The following is a 6562-nucleotide window of genomic DNA, read 5'->3' as shown; positions in this document are numbered from 1 at the left end:
TTGCCTATTGCCTGCCTACGCAAATTAGTTCAGAAATCAAAGCGGATTCCTATAGCTGCTTCCATTGTTGATTCAGTGGGGGTTAATTTATTCCTTTATTTTCGATGATTTTCACCCCCACTTACTAGTTCATATGTTCTAGCAAAGCTGAGATGCTCCCCACAATTGCGGCTAGCCGTAGATATTTTCCCTTGTGAAGATGGACATGCCCAGGAGCGGCGATTGTTTGCACAGGTATTGGAAACGGTCGAAACAAAACAATTATGGATAGCTGACCGCAATATGTGTACACTCGATTTTCTGTCAGGAATTCTCCAACGAAAAGCCAGTTTCGCGATTAGAGAACATCAAAACTTGCCTTGGACAGCCATCAAAGAATTGAAATCCTGTGGTCAAGTGGAGGGCGGTGAATTATGGGAACAACCGATTGAGATTCAGCGTGGGGAGCAGAGCAAACCATGAAATTGCGTCGGATTGTTCTGCGCTTAACCACACCGTCTCGACATGGTGATGACGAGATTGTGGTGTTGACAAATCTGCCCACCAAGGATGCGAGTGCTCAACAAGTTATGCAATTGTACAGAGAACGTTGGCAGGTGGAGCGGTTATTTTTAACGGTGACACAGAACTTTGAAGGCGAAATTAACACATTGGCTTATCCCAAAGCCGCTCTCTTCAGTTTTGCCCTAGCTTTAGTAGCTTACAATCTGCTGGCAACCTTGAGAGCTGCTTTAGCCAGCGTTCATGGTGTCGGCAAAATTGACGCATCCTTGTCTGATTTCTATGTCGTTGATGAAATTCACAGCACCTACCGTGGCATGATGATTGCGATTCCACCGACCGCATGGCTGTGTTTTGGCGAGCTGGCTTTGCCCGATTTCGCTTTTATGCTCCAGGATTTAGCTCAAAAAGTTCATCTAACACGTTTTCTCAAACAGCCCCGAACCCAAAAGAAAAAGAAGCCGCCTCTGGTCAAAGATCCTAAGCATCCTCACGTCTCTACTGCCAAACTTTTATCTGGCGGCTAAATAACATTTAGACAGGTATCGTAGTAAACACCTATAAAAAGCTAGAGTAAACAAGATGCCCGCCCTAGAAGTACTATTCTATACTCTGGTATTTAAAATTCCAATATTTGGGAGTAAATATCTATAAAAGACAAAATGGAGGGGTTATACCTGCCTAATTCGCACTATTATCCCTCTTCTGTCACTTTCCGGGTATTCTGAATAAAAGAATAAAAAAATAAAACCCTGAAAGGTAAGTAGGTCAATGGATGTAGAATTACAAATCTTAAAACATTTGGCAAGAGATGCTCACCCAACAGTTGCCACCATAGATGAATATTGTGCAGAGTATAAAGACCTGTTTAAAGAAGTAAGAAATTATGAGTGCTTCAAATATTTACATCTGGGGATAATGTCCCAAATTCAAAGAAAATCGTTACCAGAGATAGCGAAAGTCGTAAGTATAAACTCCGCTCAATCATTACATCATTTTCTAGCCAATTCAGATTGGTCAGTAAATAAGTTAAAACAACGAAGATTAAATAAACTGAAGAAAGAATTAGATGGTCAGGCAATTACAGTAGTTATAGATGAAACCGGAGATAGAAAAAAAGGTAAAAAGACTGATTATGTGGCTAGACAATATTTGGGAAGCGTGGGGAAGATAGATAATGGGATAGTTTCAGTCAATGCTTATGGAGTTTACTCTAATATAACTTTTCCATTAATTGTAAAAGTATTTAAACCAAAAGGAACACTAAAGGAGTCGGATAAATACAAAACGAAAATAGAGCTAGCATCAGAAATTATTACAGAGCTAATTGAATCAGGGTTTAATATTGAATTAGTACTGGCTGATAGTTTATATGGTGAAAGTAGCCAATTTATTAGAAAAATAGCTGAATACAATTTAGGTTACGTTGTATCAATAAGAAGTAATCATGGAGTCTGGTTGCCAGCAGGACAAGGCGTTAGGGCGAATAAATGGTGTAAATTTGAAAGAACATTTAGCAATCAAAAATCAGAAACTAGATACATTAGGGAAATAATTTATGGTAAAAAAAGAGCCATAACTTACTGGGAAATAACTACTGACCCAGAAACTATGCCAGAAAATTCTACCTCCTTCGTGATGACGAATCTTCAAGGAAATTTGAAGAAGACTTTAGGCGATTTATATGGATTAAGAACCTGGGTAGAATATGGGTTTCGACAGTGTAAACAGGAACTAGGCTGGACAGATTACCGTTTCACTAATTTCCAACATATTGAGAGATGGTGGGAGATTATTTTTTGTGTTTACACGATGATTAGTTTAAATTCTCCAGTCTTCTTAGGCTTAAATCAATCTCGTCAAATTGAGACTGAGGCAGAAGAAAATAATGATGTTGATTTTTCTGATCATCCGCAATGGAACCACGAATACGGATGGAAAAATACTTTAAATAATCTGCGTCTAATTATCCAACCACTTTTACTATTTTGGTTGATTTATCCCTGGTTAAGTATTTTCCCTAATTCACATTTATTGCTAGGATTTAATCATTTAATTGCTGCAATGAATCAATTTAAACCTGGTTATGCTTCTGGATAATTTAACTTATTTACTACTTACTTATTCCGGAAAGTGACAGAAGAGGGATATATTCCTTCAATCCGCTCTTCAACCTCTTGGTACAGCTCGCAGAGGCGGTCTAAATTCTCCTCGCTAGTCTCACAATAGCCGCGTACATTCACTTCCAATAAAGTTGCGGCTTTACTAAGCATCCCAAAGTTCAACTTTTTGCTGAAGATTACGCCAAAGTCTTAGCCCAGGAGTTGGGGTTAACATTCATTAAGTAGGGCTTGCTGATTAAAGCTGAAACCCTTGTACAAATATTAATTGAGGTCTATAGGTTGGGTAAAAGTGCAAGAAAATCAAGTAGAATGGCTCAAAACCCTAACATCAGTATAAAAAATGTATAGAAAAATGGAGACCCCAGCCACCCCAATAGAAAAGTTTGAACTGCCATTTGAGGGGAAATTGGCAGAGGATAATAGATGGGTCATAATGGCTAATTTAATTCCTTGGTCAGAATTTGAAGATGAATATGCTCAACAATTTACGATTGAAATGGGGGCACCAGCAAAGTCCTTTCGGACAGCTATCGGAGCTTTAATAATCAAGGAAAGATTGGGATTAAGTGATAGAGAGACAGTAGAACAGATAAGAGAGAATCCTTATTTACAGTACTTTATAGGGTTGAATAAGTATAGTAATGAAGCACCATTTGAAGCATCAATGCTCGTCCATTTTAGACAAAGAATAGATATTGGATTAGTTAATAGAATGAATCAGAGTATGGTCAAGAATAGTCGAGAGGAAGAAAATGAAGAAGTAAATGAAAAAAAGTTATTAGCAGTGGAGGAGAAGAAAAAATAAATGAAGAAAGAAATCAAGGTAAATTAAAATTAGATGCAACTTGTGTACCAGCAGATATTAAATATCCGACAGATTTAGGATTATTGAACTTGATCGAGAGAGCAAACAGAAGAAATAATAGATATTCTGTATGAAGAATTAGATGACAACGAAAATAAAAAACCTAGAACTTATAGAAATACAGCTAGAAAAGAATATCTAGACGTAGCGAAAAAGCGACGACCATCGAAAAAACAAAGAATAAAAGCAATAAAAAGACAACTACAATATCTCTTAAGAAATCTATAATCTATACATGTAGACCAGATTTATCGAACCAAAGACAATAGAAAATGGTGTAAAGAAAGAGGAATTAGTGGTATACCATTAGGACGACCTCCAAAAAATATCAGTAAAGAAACAAAAAAACAGACACAATTAGACGAGAGAGACCGTAATTGTATTGAAGGGAAATTTGGAGAAGCAAAAAGAAGATATAGCCTTGCTTGATTGATGACCAAACTTTCTAATACTTCTGAAACAGCAATTGCTATAAATTTTCTAGTCATGAATCTTTCCGCATTACTACGGCGGATTATTATGACTTTTTTTGTATTTATTTTAGTAAATGCTGTATTTACCCTATTTTAAGGTTTGGGTGATTAGAAAATATTATATGAATCATTTTGATTCATATAATATTTTATTGTTTCTACTTACAAGCATTGTTAATTGATTCTCGATCTGCCTTAAATACGACTTTTTCAGCAAGCCCTACTTAGCGCAAAATCTGGTCAATCATCCGGTTGGCTTGCGAATCGTAACCGCCGCCAAATAAATTGAAGTGATTCAAAATGTGATACAGGTTATAGAGTATTTTTCTGCGTTCATAGCCTGAATCTAACGGAAATACCTCGTTGTAACCCTGATAAAATGCTGCTGGGAAACCACCAAACAATTCTGTCATGGCGATATCAACTTCGCGATCGCCAAAATAAGTTGCTGGATCAAATATCACAGGTTCTCCCGACACAGTACACCCAGCATTTCCGCCCCATAAATCGCCGTGTACTAAAGAAGGTTGCACCTCACGATTTGCCAATAGTTCAGGAATCGCTGCTAGTAACTTGTCTTGCTGGGGAAAATTACCTCCCCGCCGCCTTGCCAATTGAAATTGATAACCCAAACGATGTTTAATATAAAATTCCGTCCAGTCTGGTGTCCAAGTATTAATTTGAGGTGTGGAACCAATGGTATTGTTAATTTTCCAACCAAAACCTTGACTGCTGCTAGCTTTGTGCATCGCCGCTAACTTGTGCCCCATCTCTTCCCATGAGTTACTGTTACCGCTACCAAGTTCTAACCATTCCAGAACGATGTAGCTAGAATTATCAGCAGTACTCCAGCAAATTGGTTTGGGGACGCGAATACTAGCTGTTGCTAGCATTTCCTTTAAACCCATCGCCTCAGCTTCAAACATTGCAACTTGAGATACTTCGTTAAGCTTGACGAAGTAGGTTATCTCACCATTAGAAACAGCATAGCCTTGGTTGATGCACCCACCACCAACCGATCGCCGTTGCTGACTCTGAAATTTTTCGCCAGTTACCTGGCTAATATGGGTGTCGATTTGAGTCCACATGATGCAATTTTGGATTTTAGATTTTGGATTTTGGATTAATAACTGGGCATTGGTACTGATTATTAATTATTTTCCTCTTCCCCATGCCCAATGCCCCATGCCCTATTCCCAATTTTTAATTTACGGCTTTACAAAAACCACGCCATAAGCATCTGGGGAAAGATACTCTTTAGCTGCTTGCATCAAGTCTGTTGCATCTTGACTCTGAATTATCGCTGGGTAGTTAAAGGCGGGTTCCAAATCTCCCACCAAAGATTGATAATAACCATACAACCCAGAGCGATCGCTTGGTGTTTCGTTACCAAATATAAATCTGTTAGCTACTCGCCGCCGTATACGGGCAATTTCTGATTCTGTTACCAACTCTGTTTGTAGTTTACCAATGTGTTGAGCGATCGCATCCTCTACAACTGCTAAATTTTCCACTGCACATTTAGCTGAAATATAAAATATCCCTTGCAGCTGATTGCTCATGTTGCTCACAGAAATTGAAGAAACCAATCCCCGTTCTTCTCGTAAATCCCTCACTAGTCTTGATGTCCGTCCGTGTCCCAAAATTCCTGCTAAAACATCCAATCCATAGGTGCGATCTAACTGGGTCATTCCGGGAACCCGCCAAACCATCACTAGCCTTGCTTGTTGCAGACTTTCATCGATAAATTCTCGACGGACAATTTCTGTAAATGGTGATTCAGGGCTGAGTGGAGAAGGTGGGACCCCCTCTGGAGATAAGGGGTAATGGGGAATAGGGAGTGGGGAGTGGGGAGTTTTAGCGGCTTTTGTAAATCCTTCAGCAACTGTTGCAATTAATTCTTCGACGGGTAAATTGCCCACAGCCACAGCAGTAATTGACTGGGGTTGATACCAATTAGTATGAAAATCTCGCATCTGCTGGGGTTTAAGTTCGGCAATCACCGATTCTGGCCCCAATACCGCACGGCGATAAGGTAGCTCATCAAAAGCTGTCTCCATCGCCCGCCGATATGTCCGTCGCTGGGGATTATCCTCTGAACGCCTAATTTCTTCCAAAACTACCAATCGCTCACGTTCAAAGGCATCATCAGGAATACTCGCGTTAGATACTACATCTATTTGTAGTGGTGCAAGCTCGGCAAAATCTTTGGGTGCAGTAGTTATATAGTAATGAGTATAGTCCTGGCTAGTAGCAGCATTAGTAACAGCACCCCGTTCTTCAATTCGACGTTCAAATTCGCCGCTAGCCAGTCGTTCTGTTCCTTTAAAAATCATGTGTTCTAAAAAGTGAGCCATGCCGTTAATGGCATCAGGTTCTACAGCAGAGCCAACTTTAATCCACAAATTGAGGTTTACGGCTTCAACTGGCATTTGCTCGGCAATGATTGTCAAACCATTGGGCAAGTAGTGCAGTGCCGGAGCATTAAGACGGGGAAATTTCCGTAGGGTTGAGGTCATTGCTACTTGTGTGTGAGGAGCGATGTTACTTCTTTATCTTATCTGCGACTTACTGCTCAGTGAAGTTTTGTAGTTTTCAGG

General features: G+C 39.4%; 5 protein-coding genes and 1 pseudogene. 4 read left to right on the top strand and 2 right to left on the bottom strand.

Annotation, left to right across the window (positions count from 1 at the left end):
* Nucleotides 1-165: 165 nt before the first annotated feature.
* From ABF638_RS06000 to ABF638_RS05985, 4 genes and pseudogenes are all read left to right on the top strand, one after another.
* Complete coding sequence (locus ABF638_RS06000; RefSeq protein ID WP_435021119.1) at nt 166-462, top strand: hypothetical protein; 297 nt, start codon at nt 166-168, stop codon at nt 460-462.
* On the top strand, nt 459-1028 hold the full coding sequence (locus tag ABF638_RS05995) for a transposase (protein WP_435021117.1): 570 nt from the start codon (nt 459-461) through the stop codon (nt 1026-1028). The genes ABF638_RS06000 and ABF638_RS05995 overlap by 4 nt, the downstream gene beginning before the upstream one ends.
* Nucleotides 1029-1272: 244 nt before the next feature.
* Nucleotides 1273-2601 (top strand): IS701 family transposase, encoded by a 1329-nt coding sequence (locus ABF638_RS05990; RefSeq protein WP_435021115.1) that lies wholly within the window; start codon nt 1273-1275, stop codon nt 2599-2601.
* A 363-nt stretch (nt 2602-2964) separates the two neighbouring features.
* Nucleotides 2965-4059: pseudogene (locus ABF638_RS05985) on the top strand (transposase).
* Nucleotides 4060-4186: 127 nt separating this feature from the next.
* Here ABF638_RS05985 and ABF638_RS05980 read toward each other — a convergent pair.
* The gene (locus ABF638_RS05980) at nt 4187-5050 is read right to left on the bottom strand and encodes a fructosamine kinase family protein (protein WP_435021113.1); all 864 of its coding nucleotides are present in this window, start codon (nt 5048-5050) and stop codon (nt 4187-4189) included.
* 120 nt (nt 5051-5170) lie between these two features.
* On the bottom strand, nt 5171-6481 hold the full coding sequence (locus ABF638_RS05975; RefSeq protein ID WP_435021111.1) for a M16 family metallopeptidase: 1311 nt from the start codon (nt 6479-6481) through the stop codon (nt 5171-5173).
* Between the last annotated feature and the right edge of the window lie 81 nt (nt 6482-6562).

It is taken from the genome of Nostoc sp. CALU 1950 (assembly GCF_051172895.1).
GTDB classification, from domain to species: domain Bacteria; phylum Cyanobacteriota; class Cyanobacteriia; order Cyanobacteriales; family Nostocaceae; genus Nostoc; species Nostoc edaphicum_A.
This window is presented reverse-complemented; position numbering and strand designations above follow the sequence as displayed.